The sequence below is a fragment of the Streptomyces sp. FIT100 genome (genome assembly GCF_024584805.1).
Taxonomy (GTDB): domain Bacteria; phylum Actinomycetota; class Actinomycetes; order Streptomycetales; family Streptomycetaceae; genus Streptomyces.
On record NZ_CP075715.1, the window covers coordinates 5341111 to 5357872 of the forward strand.

The 16762-nt window shown below is 70.4% G+C and carries 13 protein-coding genes and 1 riboswitch; of the genes, 8 read left to right on the forward strand and 5 right to left on the reverse strand.

What is annotated here, in order from left to right:
• Positions 1-11 precede the first annotated feature (11 nt).
• The 4 genes from KK483_RS24155 (at position 12) to KK483_RS24170 (ending at position 4076) form a co-directional block, all read left to right on the forward strand.
• Positions 12-1301: an HD-GYP domain-containing protein gene (locus KK483_RS24155; protein WP_399014728.1), complete on the forward strand. Its 1290-nt coding sequence runs from the start codon at positions 12-14 to the stop codon at positions 1299-1301.
• 148 nt (positions 1302-1449) lie between these two features.
• On the forward strand, positions 1450-2430 hold the full coding sequence (locus KK483_RS24160; protein WP_262007331.1) for a hypothetical protein: 981 nt from the start codon (positions 1450-1452) through the stop codon (positions 2428-2430).
• A 65-nt stretch (positions 2431-2495) separates the two neighbouring features.
• Positions 2496-3149, forward strand: a complete 654-nt coding sequence (gene def / locus KK483_RS24165; RefSeq protein WP_262007332.1) for a peptide deformylase — start codon at positions 2496-2498, stop codon at positions 3147-3149.
• 189 nt (positions 3150-3338) lie between these two features.
• The gene (locus KK483_RS24170; RefSeq protein WP_262007333.1) at positions 3339-4076 is read left to right on the forward strand and encodes a D-Ala-D-Ala carboxypeptidase family metallohydrolase; all 738 of its coding nucleotides are present in this window, start codon (positions 3339-3341) and stop codon (positions 4074-4076) included.
• Positions 4077-4124: 48 nt separating this feature from the next.
• On the opposite strand, the gene KK483_RS24175 is transcribed toward KK483_RS24170, so the two are convergent.
• From KK483_RS24175 to KK483_RS24195, 5 genes are all read right to left on the reverse strand, one after another.
• On the reverse strand, positions 4125-5150 hold the full coding sequence (locus KK483_RS24175; RefSeq protein ID WP_262007334.1) for a ribonucleotide-diphosphate reductase subunit beta: 1026 nt from the start codon (positions 5148-5150) through the stop codon (positions 4125-4127).
• A gap of 56 nt (positions 5151-5206) precedes the next feature.
• Positions 5207-7627 (reverse strand): ribonucleoside-diphosphate reductase subunit alpha, encoded by a 2421-nt coding sequence (locus KK483_RS24180; protein WP_262007335.1) that lies wholly within the window; start codon positions 7625-7627, stop codon positions 5207-5209.
• 155 nt (positions 7628-7782) lie between these two features.
• Positions 7783-7863, reverse strand: a riboswitch (cobalamin riboswitch).
• Between the two features lie 202 nt (positions 7864-8065).
• Entirely contained in the window at positions 8066-8281 is a 216-nt protein-coding gene (locus KK483_RS24185; RefSeq protein WP_262009669.1) for a YbdD/YjiX family protein, read from the reverse strand.
• A 5-nt stretch (positions 8282-8286) separates the two neighbouring features.
• Positions 8287-10503: a carbon starvation CstA family protein gene (locus tag KK483_RS24190; RefSeq protein WP_262007336.1), complete on the reverse strand. Its 2217-nt coding sequence runs from the start codon at positions 10501-10503 to the stop codon at positions 8287-8289.
• 205 nt (positions 10504-10708) lie between these two features.
• Positions 10709-11476, reverse strand: a complete 768-nt coding sequence (locus tag KK483_RS24195; protein WP_262007337.1) for a GntR family transcriptional regulator — start codon at positions 11474-11476, stop codon at positions 10709-10711.
• 284 nt (positions 11477-11760) lie between these two features.
• Between KK483_RS24195 and KK483_RS24200 the strand changes: the two genes are divergently transcribed.
• The 4 genes from KK483_RS24200 to KK483_RS24215 all read left to right on the forward strand — a co-directional run bounded on the left by KK483_RS24200 (position 11761) and on the right by KK483_RS24215 (position 16723).
• On the forward strand, positions 11761-13053 hold the full coding sequence (locus tag KK483_RS24200; RefSeq protein WP_262007338.1) for an extracellular solute-binding protein: 1293 nt from the start codon (positions 11761-11763) through the stop codon (positions 13051-13053).
• 230 nt (positions 13054-13283) lie between these two features.
• Entirely contained in the window at positions 13284-14306 is a 1023-nt protein-coding gene (locus KK483_RS24205) for a carbohydrate ABC transporter permease (protein WP_262007339.1), read from the forward strand.
• A complete protein-coding gene (locus KK483_RS24210; protein WP_399014737.1) occupies positions 14303-15172 on the forward strand; it encodes a carbohydrate ABC transporter permease in 870 nt (289 codons plus the stop codon). The genes KK483_RS24205 and KK483_RS24210 overlap by 4 nt, the downstream gene beginning before the upstream one ends.
• Before the next feature lie 6 nt (positions 15173-15178).
• Entirely contained in the window at positions 15179-16723 is a 1545-nt protein-coding gene (locus tag KK483_RS24215) for a glycoside hydrolase family 3 protein (protein ID WP_262007340.1), read from the forward strand.
• The last annotated feature ends 39 nt before the right edge of the window (positions 16724-16762 follow it).

The following is a 16762-nucleotide window of genomic DNA, read 5'->3' on the forward strand; positions in this document are numbered from 1 at the left end:
CCGGGCGGCGCGTGCCGGCCACCGTCACCCTCGTGTACGGCGCGGCCGGCACGCTGACCGCGGCGGGGCTCGCATGGACGGGGTGGACCGGGGTCGACGAGCCCGGCATCGCGCTGGCGTTCGGCGTGCTCATCGCCGTCGGAGAGCTGGCCCGCTGGGGCGCCTCCCGCGAGGAGCGGGAGCCCGCGCCGCTCGGTTCGGCGGGGGCGCTGGCATACGCGCTGCTCGGCGAGAGCGCCGGCCGTACGACCACCCACGGCGTCCTCCAGGTCGTCGCGGTCGTCGTGGCGGGCGCGCTCGTCGGCACCGTGCCGCACATCGCCCGCGGCCGCGGCCCCGCGCTCGACCATGTCGCCAGACGGGTGCTCACCGTCGCCTTCGCCGCCGTCTGCTTCCAGCCGCTGCACAACTCGGTCGCGAGTCAGGGCGAGTTGGCGGACCGGATCGGCATGGGCCCCTACGGGCCGTTCTACGCGCTGTATCTGCTGCTGGTGCTCCTGCTCACCGCGCTCTGCGACGCCGTGCTGGCCTCGCTGATGCTGCGCGCCCGCACTCGCTACCCGTACGGCCCGCTGCTCCGCGACGAGCTGCGCTCGCTCCTCGGCATCGGCTCCGCCGTCTGCGCTACCGGAGCCGTCATGGCGCTCGGCACCGCCGTCGCCGGGCTCTGGGCGCTGCCGGTCTTCTGTGTGCCGCTGCTGCTGACCCAGCTGTCCTTCCGCCGGTACGCGGCTGTCCGCACCACCTACCGCCAGACCATCGCCTCACTCGCCCGGGCGACCGAGATCGCGGGGTACACCCCGCACGGCCACGCCCGCCGCGTCGCCGTGCTCAGCACCGCCGTCGGCCGCGAGCTGGGGCTCTCCGGTCCCGAGCTGACCGTTCTGGAGTACGCGGCGCTCATGCACGACATCGGGCAGCTCTCCCTGGTCGACCCCGTACCGGAGGGCGCCACCGCTCTGCTCCCGGGCGCCGAGCAGCGCCGGATCGCCCTGCTCGGCGGGGCCGTGGTCCGCCAGACCGGTGTCCCGGCCGCCGTCGCCGTCATCGTCGAGCGGCAGGCGGACCCGTACCGCGAGCAGCCGCTGCCCGCCCGTATCGTCCGCGCCGTCAACGCGTACGACGATCTCAGCGGAGACAGCGCCACGGGCGCGCTCGGCGCCCTGGAGCAGCTCCGGCTCGGGACCGCGCACGACTACCAGCCGGAGGTCGTGGAGTCGCTGGCCCGCGTGCTGTCCAGGGGTGTTCCGGCCCCCGGAGGGCGGTCTGGGCCCCTGCCCGCCTGGGTAACCCATGGGTAATGAGCGGGCGTCCGACCGGGCATGGTTGGATGCGATTGACGGCAGATACAAGAGACACAGCGACCAAGACATCGACCAAGACATCGACAAAGACACAGGCAGACATGTGTCCGGGGGAACTGACCCGAGCGACCGGCAGGCGGGAATCGTGAGGATCTTCGGGAAGGTACGGCATCGGCCCTCCGCCTCGTGGCGGCAGGCCACCGACCGCGCGTTCACGCTGATCGGTGACGGCCGGTACGAGGACGCGGGCGCGCTGCTGACCCGCGCGGCGGACCTGGAGCCCTGGCTTTCGGAGTCCTGGTTCAATCTCGCCCTGCTGCACAAGTTCCGGCACGACTGGGAGCAGGCGCGCGCCGCCGGACTGCGTGCCGTCGCGCTGCTCGACAAGGAGACCGGCGCCCCCGACTGGTGGAACGTCGGCATCGCCGCCACCGCCCTGCAGGACTGGCCGCTGGCCCGCCGCGCCTGGCAGGCGTACGGCCTGAAGGTGCCGGGCCAGGCCGCCGCGGGCGGGGAGCCCGTCGGCATGGAGCTGGGCAGCGCCGCCGTACGCCTGTCGCCCGAGGGCGAGGCGGAAGTGGTCTGGGGCCGCAGGCTCGACCCGGCCCGGATAGAGGTGCTGTCGATCCCGCTGCCGTCGTCCGGCCGCCGCTGGGGCGAAGTCGTGCTCCACGACGGCGTACCGCACGGCGAGCGCACCACCGCCGCGGGCCACAGCTTCCCCGTCTTCGACGAGATCGAGCTCTGGGCGCCGTCGCCCGTGCCCACCTGGGTGGTGCTGCTGGAGGCCGCCGCCGAGGACGACCGGGACTCGCTGGAGCAGCTCGCCGCGGACGCCGGGTTCGCGGCGGAGGACTGGTCCTCGTCGGTGCGGCTGCTGTGCCGGGCCTGTTCCGAGAGCCGGATGCCGAGCGCCGAGGGCGACGGCGAGCATCTCGACCCGCACGACCACAGCGAGCCCGGCCATCCCGGGCCGCTCGGGCACCGCACGGCCGGGGACCTGTGGGTGCCGGAGCGCGAATGCGGGATCGCCGCGCCCGCCGCGCTGGTGCGCGGGCTGCTGGACAGCTGGGTCGCGGACAGTCCGGACACCCGCGAGTGGCGTGATCTCGAAGAGGTCTGCTGACCACTCCGCCATGGCCGTAGGCTGTATGGGTCACCGAGACGGTTTTGAGGAAGGCATACGGCGGAATGGCGCAGCAGGAGACGGACGAGCAGGTCAACGAGGTCAGTGCCGACGAGGTCAATGACGGCTTCGTCGTCGACACGGAGGACTGCGAGGAGCGTGAGCGGACCTACCGCGAGCGCGGCACGGCCCGTCCCATCACCGTCGTGGGCAACCCGGTCCTCCACAAGGAGTGCAAGGACGTCACCGAGTTCGGCGACGAGCTCGCGGCGCTGATCGACGACATGTTCGCCAGCCAGCGGGCGGCGGAGGGCGTGGGTCTGGCCGCCAACCAGATCGGTGTGGACCTCAAGGTCTTCGTCTACGACTGCCCGGACGACGAGGGCGTGCGGCACACCGGAGTCGTCTGCAACCCGGTGCTCCAGGAGCTGCCGCCGGAGCGCCGCCTGCTCGACGACTCGAACGAGGGGTGCCTGTCCGTGCCGACGGCCTACGCCTCGCTCGCCCGCCCCGACTACGCCGAGGTGCACGGTCAGGACGCCGAGGGCAACCCGATCAAGGTGCGTGGCACCGGCTACTTCGCCCGCTGCCTCCAGCACGAGACGGACCACCTGTACGGCTACCTGTACATCGACCGGCTGTCGAAGCGGGACCGCAAGGACGCGCTGCGGCAGATGGCGGAGGGCACGCCGCGGTACGAGACCGTTCCGAACGACTGACGCCCGGCGCCCGCGGCGCCCGCGTTCGCGCCCCGTACCGTTGACCGGTGCGGGGCGCTGCCGTTACCTGCGGCGGTCCGCCAAAGGGCGGACAAATGACGGCAGTCCCGGCCCTGTTGACGCGCGTCGAGCGCCCCGCCAGTCTCGGGCGTGCACTCCCTCATCCGGTGGACCCGCCATGGAGGAACGATGCCCAGACGCGCCGCACGACTCCTGCTGTCCCTTGTCATGCTCATGGCTGCATCGCTCGGCGGGGTGGTGGCCACGGCCGGCACCGCCCACGCCGACGGCTGCTACACCTGGTCCCGCACCCTCTCCCAGGGCGCCTCCGGCGCCGACGTCACCGAACTCCAGATCCGCGTCGCCGGCTACCCCGGCTCCGGCGCGGTCCTCGCGATCGACGGCGACTACGGCCCGGCGACCGCCGCCGCGGTCACGCGCTTCCAGTCCGCGTACGGGCTCGCCGCCGACGGCATCGCGGGCCCCGCGACCTTCAGCAAGCTCTACGCCCTCCAGGACGACGACTGCACCCCGATCCACTTCACCTACGCCGAGCTGAACGACTGCAACACCACCTGGGCGGGCGGCGCGGTGAGCGCGGCCACCGCGAAGTCCAACGCGCTGCGCACCATGTGGAAGCTGGAGGCCATGCGGCACGCGCTCGGCGACCAGCCCATCACCGTGACCAGCGGCTTCCGTTCGCACGCCTGCAACGACGCGGTCGGCGGCGCATCGAGCAGCCGCCATCTGTACGGTGACGCCGCCGACCTCGGCGCCGGCCCGCACTCCTTGTGCAAGCTCGCCCAGCAGGCCCGCAACCACGGCTTCAACGGGATCCTCGGCCCGGGCTACCCGGACCACAACGACCACACCCACCTCGACCACCGCCCGAGCCGCTTCTGGTCCGCCCCGAGCTGCGGCATCTGAGCACCGCCGTGCTCCGGGACCGGTGGTCCGGTCCCGGAGCACGGGAGGTCAGAAGTCCTCGTCCAGATCGACGGAGCCCTCGACCGCCACCTGGTAGGCCGAGGGGCGGCGCTCGAAGAAGTTCGTCAGCTCCTGGACGCCCTGGAGCTCCATGAAAGAGAACGGGTTCTGCGAGCCGTAGACCGGGGGGAAGCCGAGCCGGGTGAGCCGCTGGTCGGCGACGCACTCCAGGTACTCGCGCATCGACTCGGTGTTCATGCCCGGAAGCCCGTCACCGCACAGATCGCGGCCGAACTGGAGCTCCGCGGCCACGGCCTCCTTGAGCATGTCGGTGACCTGCTGCCGGAGCTCGTCGTCGAAGAGGTCGGGCTCCTCCTTGCGGACCGTGTCCACGACCTCGAACGCGAAGTTCATGTGCATGGTCTCGTCCCGGAACACCCAGTTGGTGCCCGTGGCCAGGCCGTGCAGCAGACCGCGCGAGCGGAACCAGTACACGTACGCGAAGGCCCCGTAGAAGAACAGCCCCTCGATGCACGCCGCGAAGCAGATCAGGTTCAGCAGGAACCGGCGGCGGTCGGACCTCGTCTCCAGGCGGTCGATCTTCTCGACCCCCTCTTCTCCGTCCAGAGCAGCCATCCAGCGGAAGCAGAACTGGGCCTTCTCCCGGATGGACGGGATGTTCTCGACGGCGTCGAAGGCCGCGGTGCGGTCCTCCGGATCGGGGAGGTAGGTGTCCAGCAGCGTCAGATAGAACTGGACGTGCACGGCCTCCTCGAAGAGCTGCCGCGACAGATACAGCCGCGCCTCGGGGGAGTTGATGTGCTTGTAGAGCGTCAGCACCAGGTTGTTGGCGACGATCGAGTCACCGGTCGCGAAGAAGGCGACCAGGCGGCCGATCAGATGCTGCTCACCCGGGGTGAGCTTGGCGAGGTCGGCCACGTCGGAGTGGAGGTCGACCTCCTCCACGGTCCACGTGTTCTTGATGGCGTCCCGGTAGCGGTCGTAGAAGTCCGGGTAGCGCATGGGGCGCAGGGTCAGTTCGAAGCCCGGGTCGAGCAGGTTCTTCTCGGTCATAGCAGTCGGCGCGGGGCGCCGTCCTCCAGAGGGTGATGTGCGGGTGGCGGGGGAAGTCACTGGCAGGCTTCGCAGGACTCCGGGTTCTCCAGGGAGCAGGCGATGGCCTCGGCGTCGGGGGCCGGCTGCTGGCCGGGAACGGGCACGGGCGCGGGGGCGGGCGCGGGCGCGGAGACCGCGGTGCTGCCGGACGCCGCACGCGCGATCCGCGTCGCGGGCCGGGACCGCAGGTAGTACGTCGTCTTCAGGCCCTGCTTCCAGGCGTACGCGTACATCGAGCTGAGCTTGCCGATGGTCGGCGTCTCCATGAAGAGGTTCAGCGACTGCGACTGGTCCAGGAACGGGGTACGGGCCGCCGCCATGTCGATCAGACCGCGCTGCGGGATCTCCCAGGCCGTGCGGTAGAGCTCGCGCACCTCCGCCGGGATCCAGTTCAGGCCCTGCACCGAGCCGCTGGAGTCGCGCAGCGCCTCGCGGGTCTGCGCGTCCCACACGCCGAGCTGCTTCAGCTCGTCCACCAGATAGGAGTTGACCTGGAGGAACTCGCCGGAGAGCGTCTCGCGCTTGAAGAGGTTGGAGACCTGCGGCTCGATGCACTCGTACACGCCCGCGATCGACGCGATGGTCGCGGTCGGCGCGATGGCGAGGAGCAGCGCGTTGCGCATACCGGTCGTGGCGACCCGCTCGCGCAGAGCGGCCCAGCGCTCGGGCCAGTTGAGCTCCACGTCGTAGTGGTCGGGGTGCAGGACCCCGACCGCGGTGCGGGTCTGCTCCCAGGCCGGCAGCGGGCCGCTCCGCTCGGCGAGGTCGCACGACGCCTCGTACGCGGCCAGCATGATCCGCTCGGCGATGCGCGTCGACAGGGCCTTCGCCTCCGCCGAGTCGAAGGGCAGCCGCAGCCTGAAGAAGACGTCCTGGAGACCCATCGCGCCGAGGCCCACCGGACGCCACCTGGCGTTGGAGCGGCCGGCCTGCCCGGTCGGGTAGAAGTTGATGTCGACGACGCGGTCGAGGAAGGTCACGGCGGTGCGCACGGTCTCGTCCAGGCGCGACCAGTCGATGTCCCCGTCCGGGGTGACGAACGCGCCCAGGTTGACCGAGCCGAGGTTGCACACGGCCGTCTCGTCGTCGTTCGTGACCTCGATGATCTCGGTGCAGAGATTGGAGGAGTGGACGACCGTGCCGGGCTCGGCGGTCTGGTTCGCGGTCCGGTTGGAGGCGTCCTTGAAGGTCATCCAGCCGTTGCCGGTCTGCGCGAGCGTCCGCATCATCCGGCCGTACAGCTCACGCGCCGGGATCGTCCTGCGGGCGAGCCCGGCGGCCTCCGCCGCGCGGTAGGCGGCGTCGAAGGCGTCGCCCCACAGGTCGACGAGCTCGGGCACGTCGGCGGGCGAGAACAGCGACCAGTCGGCGTCCGCGTTGACGCGCCGCATGAACTCGTCCGGGATCCAGTGCGCCAGGTTGAGGTTGTGCGTACGCCGCGCCTCCTCGCCCGTGTTGTCGCGCAGCTCCAGGAACTCCTCGATGTCCGCGTGCCAGGTCTCCAGGTAGACACAGGCGGCGCCCTTGCGCCGGCCGCCCTGGTTCACCGCGGCGACGGAGGAGTCGAGGGTCCGCAGGAACGGGACGATGCCGTTGGAGTGGCCGTTGGTGCCGCGGATCAGCGAACCCCGGGAGCGGATGCGGGAGTACGAGAGACCGATGCCGCCCGCGTGCTTCGACAGCCGCGCGACCTGGTGGTAGCGGTCGTAGATGGAGTCCAGCTCGTCCAGCGGGGAGTCCAGCAGATAGCAGGACGACATCTGGGGGTGGCGGGTGCCGGAGTTGAAGAGGGTCGGGGACGACGGCAGATAGTCGAGCCGGCTCATCAGCCCGTACAGCGCGGCGACTTCGTCGAGCGCGCGGAGGCCCCTCTGCTCATCGGACGCGGTGTCCTCGGCGAGACCGGCGGCGACGCGCAGCATGAACTGCTGCGGGGTCTCGATCACCTTGCGGGTGATCGGGTGCCGGAGGAGATAGCGGCTGTACAGGGTGCGCAGGCCGAAGTAGCCGAAGCGGTCGTCGGCCGCGGGGTCGACGAGCGCGTCCAGACGGGCCGCGTGGGTCCGTACGAACGCGGCCGTGCGGTCCGCGATCAGGCCCTCGCGGTGGCCGACGGCGATGGATCCGGAGAAGGCGGCCGCCCCCTGTGTGGCCGCCTCCTCCGAGATGGTGAGGGTGAGCAGCCGGGCCGCGAGCCGCGAGTACGCCGGGTCCTCGGCGATCAGCCCCGCGGCCGCCTCGGTCGCGAGCTCCCTCAGCTCCGCCTCGTCCGAGCCCGCGTGCCGGCCGCGGAGCGCGGCGGCGGCGACCCGGCCCGGGTCGGTGTCGGGGAGATCGGCGGTGAGCTCGGTCAGGGTCCGCAGCAGCGCGGTCCCTGGCCCGTCGGCTCCTTCTGCCTGCCGCGTTGAAGCAGGATCGGGCGGCGCGATGGTCACGGGGTGCTCTCCCTCGCTCGGCTCGGGGCCGGCGGGGCGCTGGAGGCACGGCGGACGCCCCCAGGGGAGGCGGATGCGCCGCGTCCAACGGCCTTTTCCGCGAGGCCCGGACGTCATGGGCACCCGGTCCGGACGGTCCGGGCGCGCTGTCGGCAGGTCCTCGGACTGGCGGGTGTGCACGCGGGTACGCACCGGCTCACCGTTGCGGGACAGTTCCGGATTCGCACCGGATTCCCCTGCGGCGACAGCGAGATGAGCATACATGTGGGGGCGACCTGCTGCGGCACCCCCCACATGTTGTGTCGCGACGGTTTTCCGCCTCGGGCCGTACGCCGGCGTGCGGTGTGCCCGTGGGTACGGCAACGGGCCGCCGCCTTCCCCCGGACGGCGGCGGCCCGTCACCGTGCTGCTCGGCAGCGGTGACTCAGCAGTCGCGGCTCAGCAGCAGCGGAACCCCTTCCGGGGGTCCGCCTCCCGCTCGTCCATGCGGCTGCGCTCGAACTCGCGGCGCGACATCACCTTCGCGCCGGGGGCGTGCGCCCTGGCGTGGGCGACGTAGCGGTCGTAGACCGACTCGCCCGACACCTCGCGCACGTACCAGCGGACCCAGTCCACCGCGCGCCGCACGCCGCTCACCCCTGCCCTGCCCGCCACGGTGCTCACGCCGAGCCCGTGCCGCTGCCGGTGGTCCCGGTCCCGGCCCCGGACCCGGCCGCGGTGGCGAATCCCGCCGCCGCCAGCTCCGCCTTCTCCTCCTTGGTCGGGATCAGACCGGCCGGGGCGACGATCTTCGACTCCACGTACGGGACCTCGGTGAGGCGGGCGCTCTCCGGGGCGCGGATCGCCTTCACACAGACCCAGGCCGCGTCCACGAGGACCACCACGATCAGGACGGCGAAGAAGGCGGCGAGGACGCCGTCGACGGTCGAGTTGGTGACGACCGTGCTCATGTCGTCCATCGACTTCGCGGGCGGCAGCACCTGACCCGCGTCGATGCCCGCCTGGTACTTGTCCCGCTGGGCGAAGAAGCCCACCTTCGGGTCGTCGGAGAAGACCTTCTGCCAGCTCGCGGTCAGGGTGACCGCGGCGTCCCAGGCGAGCGGAACGGCCGTCACCCAAGCCCACTTGAGCCGTCCCGACTTGACCAGCAGCGTGGTGCACACGGCGAGTGCGACGGCCGCCAGCAGCTGGTTGGCGATGCCGAAGAGCGGGAAGAGCTGGTTGATGCCGCCGAGCGGGTCGTGCACGCCGACCCAGAGGAAGTAGCCCCAGCAGCCGACGACGACCGCGCTCGCGAACCAGACGCCCGGCTTCCAGCTGACCTCCTTCATCGGCTTGTAGAGATTGCCCAGCGTGTCCTGGAGCATGAAGCGCCCCACCCTGGTGCCCGCGTCGACCGTGGTGAGGATGAAGAGCGCCTCGAACATGATCGCGAAGTGGTACCAGAACGCCTTCATCCCGGCGCCGCCGATCACGGCCGAGAAGATCTCGGACATGCCGAGCGCGAAGGTCGGCGCACCACCGGTGCGCGAGAGCAGGCTGGCCTCCTCGACATCCTTGGCGGCCTGGGTCAGCTGCTCGGGGCTGATGGTGAAGCCGAGGTTCGCGACCGCCTGGGACGCGGAGTCCACCGTCGTACCGAGCACACCGGCGGGGGAGTTGATCGCGAAGTACAGACCCGGGTCGAGGATGCAGGCGCAGATCATCGCCATGACCGCGACGAACGACTCGGTCAGCATCGCGCCGTAGCCGATCATCCGGATCTGGGTCTCCTTCTGGATCATCTTCGGGGTGGTGCCCGAGGAGACCAGGGAGTGGAAGCCGGAGAGCGCGCCACAGGCGATGGTGATGAAGACGAACGGGAAGAGCGAGCCCGCGAAGACCGGTCCCTGCCCGTTGCCCGCGAACTCGGTGACCGCCGGCATCTTCAGCGCCGGCGTGGCGATCACCACGCCCACCGCGAGCAGCACGATCGTGCCGACCTTCATGAAGGTGGAGAGGTAGTCGCGCGGCGCGAGCAGCAGCCACACCGGAAGCACGGAGGCGAGGAATCCGTACACCACCATCCAGATGACCAGCGTGCCCGGCTCCAGCGTGAAGAAGTCGGCGAGCGAGGAGTCGGCGACCCAGCCGCCCGCGACGATCGCGAGCAGCAGCAGCGCGACGCCGATGACCGAGACCTCGGTGACCCTGCCGGGTCGGAGCGTGCGCAGGTAGACGCCCATGAAGAGCGCGATCGGGATCGTCATGCCGATGGAGAAGACGCCCCACGGCGAGTGCGCCAGCGCGTTGACGATCACCAGTGCCAGCACGGCGAGCAGGATGATCATGATGGCGAAGACCGCGACGAGCGCCGCGGCGCCGCCGAACGGGCCGATCTCGTCACGCGCCATCTGGCCGAGCGAACGGCCGTTGCGGCGCGTGGAGAAGAAGAGCGTCACCATGTCCTGGACGGCACCGGCGAAGATCACGCCGACGATGATCCAGATGGTGCCCGGCAGATATCCCATCTGGGCGGCCAGCACCGGTCCGACCAGCGGCCCCGCCCCGGCGATCGCCGCGAAGTGGTGGCCGAAGAGCACCCGGCGGTCCGTCGGGTGGAAGTCGACACCGTTGTCAAGGCGTTCGGCGGGGGTGGCCCGCGTCTTGTCGGCCTTGAGCACGCGGTACTGGATGAAGCGCGCGTAGAACCGGTACGCGATGGCGTAGGAGCCGAGAGCGGCCGCGAGCATCCAGACGGCCGAGATCTCCTCGCCGCGGGAGAGGGCCAGTACGCTCCAGCCGACCCCGCCCACCAGGGCGACGAGCACCCAGATCGCGATCGACCGCGGACTCATTCTCTGCCGGGTAGCGTTCGATGGTGCAGGCTCGGCCATGGTGTGGCTCCCGTCCCCTCGTGATCACCTGTAGTGCGCAGGAAATCTAGGGGACCGTTCCACCAGCGTCACCCCCCGTCCGTATTTCGGTACGACAACGATGGTGTGACGTGGTGCAACCGTCTGCTATGGAGCTACTCCATATGGCTGGTTTGGGCACCGCGGGGGCGGGGCAGCCCGCCGGCCGCCGCCGGCGAGGTGCCGCTCAGTTCTCCTCGGGCCGCTGGAGCCGCGCCACGAACTTGTAGCGGTCGCCCCGGTACACCGACCGCACCCACTCCACCGGTTCGCCGTCCTTGTCCAGCGAGTGGCGCGAGAGCATCAGCATCGGTAGGCCCACGTCGGTCCCCAGCAGCCCGGCCTCGCGCGGGGTGGCCAGCGAGGTCTCGATCGTCTCCTCGGCCTCGGCGAGATGGACGTCGTACACCTCGGCCAGCGCCGTGTACAGCGACGTGTACTTGACCAGCGACCGGCGTAGCGCGGGGAAGCGCTTGGCCGACAGATGCGTCGTCTCGATCGCCATCGGCTCGCCGCTCGCCAGCCGGAGCCGTTCGATCCGCAGTACGCGTCCGCCGGGCGAGATGTCGAGCAGCCCGGCGAGGGTGTCGTCGGCTGTGACGTATCCGATGTCCAGCAGTTGAGACGTGGGCTCCAGGCCCTGCGCCTTCATGTCCTCGGTGTACGAGGTCAGCTGGAGCGCCTGCGAGACCTTGGGCTTCGCGACGAACGTGCCCTTGCCCTGGATGCGTTCGAGCCGGCCCTCGACGACCAGCTCCTGGAGCGCCTGTCTGACGGTCGTGCGCGAGGTGTCGAACTCGGCCGCGAGCGTGCGCTCGGGAGGCACGGGCGTGCCGGGCGGCAGCGTCTCGGTCATGTCGAGCAAGTGCCGCTTGAGCCGGTAGTACTTGGGTACGCGCGCGGTACGGGTCGCCGTCCCGTTCTCGGCCTCGGTGCCGCCCCCGTCCGCGGTCATGGCCCGCCTCCCCGACTCTCGTGCTGCTGCCGTCACCGGCTCCTCCGTCTGTTGCGGCTCACATCGTGGCACGGCGGGTCGTCGCCCTGCCGCAGGTGTCGGTCCGATAACGGACGCGAGAGCCCTTCTTATACACCCTTGACACCCCTAAAGGTCTAGGCCAAGCTCCCGGGTACTGGTCTAAACCATTAAAGACCAGGCCCAGCCCCACGAGCAGTACTCGGCGCATGTCTCCGTATGTCATCGCGGTGGGCGGGGGGTTGCAGCATCCTGAGGAGGGTGGCGTGAAGCGCAAGCTCATCGCGGCGATCGGCGTCGCGGGCATGATGGTCGGCATTGCGGCGTGTGGCTCCGGCAGCGACAAGGGCGGGGAAGGCAAGAGCGACGCCGGGGGCGACAAGACCCTCACCGTCTGGGTCATGGACGGTTCCGCCCCCGAGGCCTGGATCGCCGAGGTCAACAAGGAGTTCGAGGCCAAGCACAAGGGCGTCAAGGTCAAGGTCGAGGTCCAGCAGTGGAACGGCATCCAGGAGAAGGTCACCACGGCCCTCTCCGAGGACGCCCCGCCGGACGTCCTTGAGCTCGGCAACACCCAGACCGCCGGCTACGCCGTCACCGGTGGCCTCGCCGACCTCACCGAGGACAAGGCCGAACTGGGCTACGACGGCTGGAACAAGGGCATGCTGACCTCCAACGAGTTGGACGGCAAGCTCTATTCGGCCCCCTGGTACGCCACGAACCGCGCCGTCATCTACGACAAGGCCATCTTCAAGAAGGCCGGGGTGACCCCGCCGAAGACCCGTGACGAGTGGATCGCGGGCCTGAAGAAGATCAAGGCGTCCGACTCGAAGGTCCAGCCGATCTATCTGCCCGGCCAGAGCTGGTACGTGTACGCCGGTTTCGTCTGGGACGAGGGCGGCGACCTCGCGGTCAAGGACGGCGACAAGTGGAAGGGCAGCCTGGCCTCCCCCGAGGCCGTCGCCGGGATGAACTTCTACAAGGAGCTGCAGTCCTACTCGACCGCTCCGAAGGACAAGGACGAGGCGACCCCGCAGCAGTCCACGGACGTCGTCCCCAAGGGCGGTGTCGCGTCCTGGATCGGTCTCGGCTGGGAGGCCGGCGGCGCGATCGACGCGATGAAGAAGGCCGGCAAGACCGCCGACTTCGGCTACTTCCCGATCCCGGGCAAGACCGCCGACAAGCCCGGCTCCGTCTTCTTCGGCGGCTCGAACCTCGCCGTCGCCGAGCGCTCCGCCAACAAGGACCTGGCCAAGGAGTGGCTGGCCCTGGCCGCCGGCAAGGACCACATGGCCAAGTACGCCGAGGCGACCGTGGGCGCCCTGCTGCCGAACAACGACAGCGCGCAGTTCGCGCCGCCGGCCGGCTCCTTCGCCGAGGCGATGGTGAAGTCCGCGCCCGCCGGTGCGATCACCCCGGTCACCCCGGGCTGGGCGAACGTCGAGACCGCGCCCAACCCGATCAAGGACTACATGACCAAGGTGCTCAAGGGTGAGGACGCCAAGAAGGCCGGCGAAGAGGCCGACAAGGTGATCACCGAGCGGATCAACCAGGAGTAGTCCGCCGTCGCCCGGCGGTGCGGCCGGCGCCCCAGCGCACCGACCGCACCGCCGGGCCTTCGCAACGACCAGCGGCCCGCCTCGTCGCGGGCCGCGGCCGATGGGCACGGGAGCCCCTGGACAGAACCTCGGCCCCGTCCGGCCGATCCTGCCGGGCTCGCGTGCCCCGGCACGCTCGCCGATCCGGCTTGATCGACCGGACAGGACCAAGAACCGCGAGGAAGAGGACCATGACCGTGGACTCCCAGGGAGCAGTGAGCACCGCTCCTCCGGACGCGCCCCGGGGGGCGGCAGGGACGGCGAACACCCCGCCACCGCCTTCCGGAACGAAGGACGTTCTCCAGCCCCCTCGCGGCAGACGCGTGCTGCCCGCCGGACTGCTGCCGTACCTGCTGGTGGGGCCCGCGGTGCTCAGCATGGTGGTCCTGCTGGTCTATCCGCTGGTCCGGAACGTGATCCTCTCCTTCCAGCAGGTCAACCGGAAGGAACTGATCACCCGCAAACCCGAGTGGATCGGGTTCGACAACTACAGCGAGCTGCTGGGCGATCCGGACTTCTGGACGGTCGTCGTGCGCAGCGTCGGGTTCACCGCCGCCAACGTCGTCGTCATCATGGGGCTCGGCACCCTCATCGGACTGCTCCTCAACCGGCTCGGCAAGAAGATGCGGCTGGTGCTCTCGATGTCGCTGGTCCTCGCCTGGGCCATGCCGATCGTCGCGTCCGTCACCGTCTTCCGCTGGCTCTTCGACGAGCAGTTCGGCGTCATGAACTGGCTGATGCGCACGCTCGGCTTCAGCGGCTACGAGCAGCACAACTGGTTCGAGACCGGACTGTCCACCCTCACCATCGTGACGGTCCTGGTGGCCTGGGGCTCGATCCCGTTCGTCGCCCTCAACATGTACGCCGGTCTCACCACCATCGGGACCGAGCTGTACGAGGCGGCGCGGATGGACGGCGCGGGAGGCTGGCGGACCTTCTGGTCGGTGGTCTACCCGAACCTGAAGCCCTTCTTCATGATCACCACGTTCCTGGAGATCATCTGGGTCTTCAAGGCCTTCACCCAGGTGTACGCCATGAACGCCGGCGGGCCCGACCGTGAGTCCGAGACGCTTCCCGTGTTCGCGTACATCACCGGACCGGGCCAGGGCCACTACGGCCTCGCCGCCGCGATCTCGGTGCTCACCATCGTCATGCTGATCGCAGCCATGTCCTTCTACTTCCGTCTGATCCTGAAGCAGGAGGAGCAGCAGTGACCGCCACCTCCCCGAGCCCGGCCGCCCCCCTGCGCCGCAGGAAGCCGCTGCGGCCCGGCGTGATCGCCAAGAACGCGGGCGCGCTCGTCATCGCCGGACTGTTCCTCTTCCCCGTCTACTGGATGGCCGCCTCCTCGCTGAAGCCGCAGAGCGAGATCCTCAGCAAGGACCCGGTCTTCTTCTTCGTCCCGACGGCCGAGAACTACACGAACGCCACCGGCGTCGACCTGTTCTGGACGTACGTCACCAACAGCCTCACGGTGACCGTCGGCGCCGTGCTGCTCGCCCTGGTGATCGCCCTGGCCGCGAGCTTCGCGATGGCGCGGATGAGGTTCCGCGGCCGCAAGGGCCTGGTCCTCGCGGTGATGATGGCGCAGATGGCCCCGTGGGAGGTCATGGTCATCGTGATGTACATGATCGCCCGCGACATGGACACGCTGAACAGCATCCCGCTGCTCACGGCGATCTACTTCGTCATGGTGCTGCCCTTCACCATCTGGACGCTGCGGGGCTTCATCGCCGCCGTCCCGGTGGAGCTGGAGGAGGCCGCGCTCATCGACGGCTGCAACCGGGGCCAGGCGTTCATCAAGGTGATCTTCCCGCTCCTCGCGCCCGGGCTGATGTCGACCTCGCTCTTCGGCTTCATCACCGCCTGGAACGAGTTCGCCATGATCCTGATCCTCAACAAGGACAAGGAAGCGCAGACCCTGCCGCTGTGGCTGACGCAGTTCCAGACGGCCTTCGGCGACGACTGGGGCGCCACCATGGCCGCCTCCACGCTCTTCGCCCTGCCCGTGCTCATCGTCTTCGTCTTCCTCCAGCGCCGGGCCGTGGGTGGCATGACCGCCGGCGCGGTGAAGGGATAACGCCCCATGACGACGCTCGCCCATCGCAACGACACGCTCACGCGTGACGCACTCGCCGTCCTCCAGCCCGGCTTCGTCGGCACCACCGCGCCCGAGTGGCTGCTGCGCCGGATCGGTGAAGGGCTCTCCTCCGTCGGCCTGTTCGGCCGCAACATCGCCTCGCCCGAGCAGCTCGCCGCGCTCACCGCGCAGTTGCGGGCCGAGCGGGACGACGTCCTCGTCGCCATCGACGAGGAGGGCGGGGACGTCACCCGCCTCGAGGTGCGCACCGGCTCCTCCTTCCCCGGCAACTACGCGCTCGGCTCGGTCGACGACGTCGCGCTGACGCGGGCCGTGGCGGCGGAGCTCGGCCGGCGGCTCGCCGCCTGCGGGGTCGATCTGAACTGGGCCCCTTCGGCGGATGTCAACTCAAACCCCAATAATCCGGTCATCGGGGTGCGTTCCTTCGGCGCAGACCCGCAGCTGGTCGCCCGCCACACCGCCGCGTACGTCGAGGGACTCCAGTCCGCCGGGGTCGCTGCATGCGCCAAGCATTTCCCTGGACACGGGGACACCGCGGTCGACTCGCACCACTCCCTGCCCCGCATCGATGTGGACTTGGCCACGTTGCACGCCCGTGAGCTGGTGCCTTTCCGCGCGGCCGTCGCAGCGGGTTCCAAGTCGGTCATGAGCGCGCATATCCTGCTACCCGCGCTCGACCCGGACCGCCCGGCGACCCTGAGCCCGCAGATCCTCACCGGTCTGCTGCGCCGGGAACTGGGCTTCGACGGACTCGTCGTCACGGACGGCATGGAGATGCAGGCCATCTCCGCGACGTACGGAATCGAGCGCGGCAGTGTCCTCGCGATCGCGGCCGGTGCCGACGCGATCTGTGTCGGCGGCGGCCTGGCCGACGAGGACACCGTGCTGCGGCTGCGCGACGCGCTGGTCACCGCGGTGCGCGAGGGCGAGCTGCCCGAGGAACGACTGGCCGACGCGGCCGCGCGCGTGCGCGCGCTCGCGGACTGGACCAGGGAGGCCAGGGGGGCGGCATCGGAGCCGGGCGCGGCTTCACAGGAGGGGACCGCGCCCGGCACCGGCACCGGCACCGGCAGCGGCACCGGCAGCGACATCGGACTCACCGCCGCCCGCCGCGCGGTCCGCGTCACACCGGGGGAGCGCGACTTCGGGCCGCTGACCTCGGCGCCGTACGTCGCCGCTTTCACCGCCGTCGCCAACATCGCCGTCGGGGACGAGACCCCCTGGGGCGTCGCGGCGGAACTGGCCCGGCTGCTCCCGGGCACCCAGACGGGCTCGTACGCGGACGCCGCCGTCGACGACGTGCTGCTGGCCGCGGGCGACCGCCGGATCGTCGCCGTCGTCCGCGACGTCCACCGGCACACCTGGATGGCCCAGTCCCTGGACGCGCTCATCGCGGCCCGCCCCGACACGATCGTGGTCGAGATGGGCATCGACCAGGCCCCGCCGCGCGGCGCGCTGCACGTCGCCACCTTCGGCGCGGCACGGGTCTGCGGCCAGGCCGCGGCCGAGGCGGTCTGCGCGCGTTCGTAGGTCCCGGCTCCCGGCTCGCCCCTTGCCTGCCGTTCCCCG